The organism is uncultured Cyclobacterium sp., from assembly GCF_963976465.1.
Lineage (GTDB): Bacteria > Bacteroidota > Bacteroidia > Cytophagales > Cyclobacteriaceae > Cyclobacterium.
This window is the reverse complement of sequence record NZ_CAXBOC010000687.1, coordinates 1-2,080: the sequence shown is the minus strand read 5'-3', so window position 1 is coordinate 2,080 and position 2,080 is coordinate 1. Positions and strand designations below refer to the sequence as shown.

General features: G+C 38.7%; 2 protein-coding genes. One reads left to right on the top strand and one right to left on the bottom strand.

What is annotated here, in order from left to right; genetic code table 11:
* Window positions 1-397 (top strand): hypothetical protein (locus tag AAC037_RS23885; RefSeq protein WP_339906160.1); only part of this gene is annotated, 397 nt, incomplete at its 5' end.
* A gap of 11 nt (window positions 398-408) precedes the next feature.
* Here AAC037_RS23885 and AAC037_RS23880 read toward each other — a convergent pair.
* Window positions 409-2,080 (bottom strand): RecQ family ATP-dependent DNA helicase (locus tag AAC037_RS23880; RefSeq protein ID WP_339906159.1); only part of this gene is annotated, 1,672 nt, incomplete at its 5' end.

Here is a 2,080-nt window from a genome sequence, read left to right as displayed (position 1 = left end):
ATCTATAAATAACGGCGGGTCAAACAACCTTATAACTTTTGAGGGTGAAAATACCAGTGTTGAAAATTTAGATTTCTCTACCTCCCCAAATATTGAAACAATTCGATTAGCTTATAATTCAGCACTGGGCGGAATTCCATTAAGGACCTTGAACTTAAAAAATGGTAATAATACCGCTATTTCGGAATTAAATACTTCTGGAAATTTTCCAACCTTGACCTGTATTCAAGTGGATGATGTTAATCAGGCCAATCAGAAAGTCACCGATGGAGACTGGCTTATAGATGCAAATACACAGTTTTCAATAAATTGTTTAAATACATGCTCCAACCAATTTGCTAAGCCAACTCATCATCCACTATACATGAAAAGGAATTCCAGCGAATGCGTTTATTAAATACAGTTTAATCAATTGTTTACTTTACTATTCCCAACCAAAGCTACCTTTAAGTCAAAATAGGAAAACTTCTCACCAAAATGATCTTTTAGCCTTTTTAAACCTTTGCCTTCCAGTTGCTTGTCAGCCTCCAGTATTTCCTTGCTGCTTTCTTCATTTAAAAAAGTGTCTTTTGCTATTTTATTTTCCTCAATTAGCTGAGTTATATGCCCTTCAATGGTAGTTTTGGCTAAGGATCTATATTGGGCAATTTGAAAAATGGTCTTCCCTTCTTGGTACAAGGCAAATGTCTCTAGTACGGAAGCTGAAGGAGCCCTTTTCAGCTTCCGTTTGGGCGCTCCGGGATTTTGACTGGGGTTAATATCATTCTCCTCTATATGAGCATTGATTTCCTTTATAAAGGCCTTCCCATATTTTTCTAATTTAAGCTGCCCTATTCCCCCGATTCTAATTAATTCCTTTTCATTTCTGGGATATCGCTGGCTCATTTCTACGAGGGTAGCGTCAGAAAAAACAATATAGGGTGGCACATTCTGTTGATCCGCTAAAGTCTTGCGAACATTTCTTAGTTTTTCAAACAGGACCTCATCTTTTTTATTGCTTGGCTCTCGGAGATTAAACACTTCCTCTTCCATGGCCAAGAGAAATTTTTCCTTTCGTTTCAATTTCTCCCATGCCAAGTCACTTAGCTTCAAAATAGGTCTTTGAGGATCTTCTTGAAAAAGATATCCCTCTGCAATTAACTGAAACCCTAACCTTTTCCAGAAATCATCACTTCTATCTTTTCCAATCCCATAAACCGATAGTTCTTTTTGGGCATTGGTAACTTTTACAGATTGAGATCCTCTCAACACCAAAATAACATGTCCCAGACCATATTGTTGTCCCAAACGAACAACTGCCGAAAGAAGCATCTGGGAAAAAATAGTCATGTCTGATTTATTGTCTTTTTGAAAACAAACATCACAGTTGCCACAATCCTGGGAATATTCTTCACCAAAATACCCTAACAAATACTTTCTCCTACATGATTTGGTTTGGCAAAATTCTACCATGGTATTCATTTTTGCCTTCATGTGTCTGACATACTCCTCATTTTCGGCACTTTCTATCATTCTCTTTAAGGTGATACTATCCCCCAGACTATAAAACAGCAAGGCCTCTCCAGGTAAACCATCTCTACCTGCGCGCCCGGTTTCTTGATAATAGCTTTCAATATTTTGAGGCATATTGGTGTGCACCACAAAACGAACATTGGACTTGTCTATTCCCATCCCGAAAGCAATGGTAGCAACAATTATCTTTACCTCATCCTTAATAAATTTTTCTTGATTTTCTTGCCTATTTTCTTTGCTGAGGCCGGCATGGTAGGGCAAAGCAGAAAAACCATTGGCATTGAGCTTGGCTGCTGTGTTTTCTACAGATTTTCTGGAAAGACAATAGACTATTCCGGAATCATTGGGCCGGTGCTGTAAAAAGGTAACCCTGTAAGTAATGTTAGGCCTATCAAAAGACGAGATAAACCACTCCGGTTTGTTCAGGTGTAGTCTGGCAGCAATATCTTTACGGGTTTGCTTATCTGCCGTAGCCGTTAATGCCAAAAATGGGGTATCCGGAAATGCCTTTCTCAAGGCACCCAATTTTAAATATTCCGGTCTAAAATCATGGCCCCACTGGGAAACA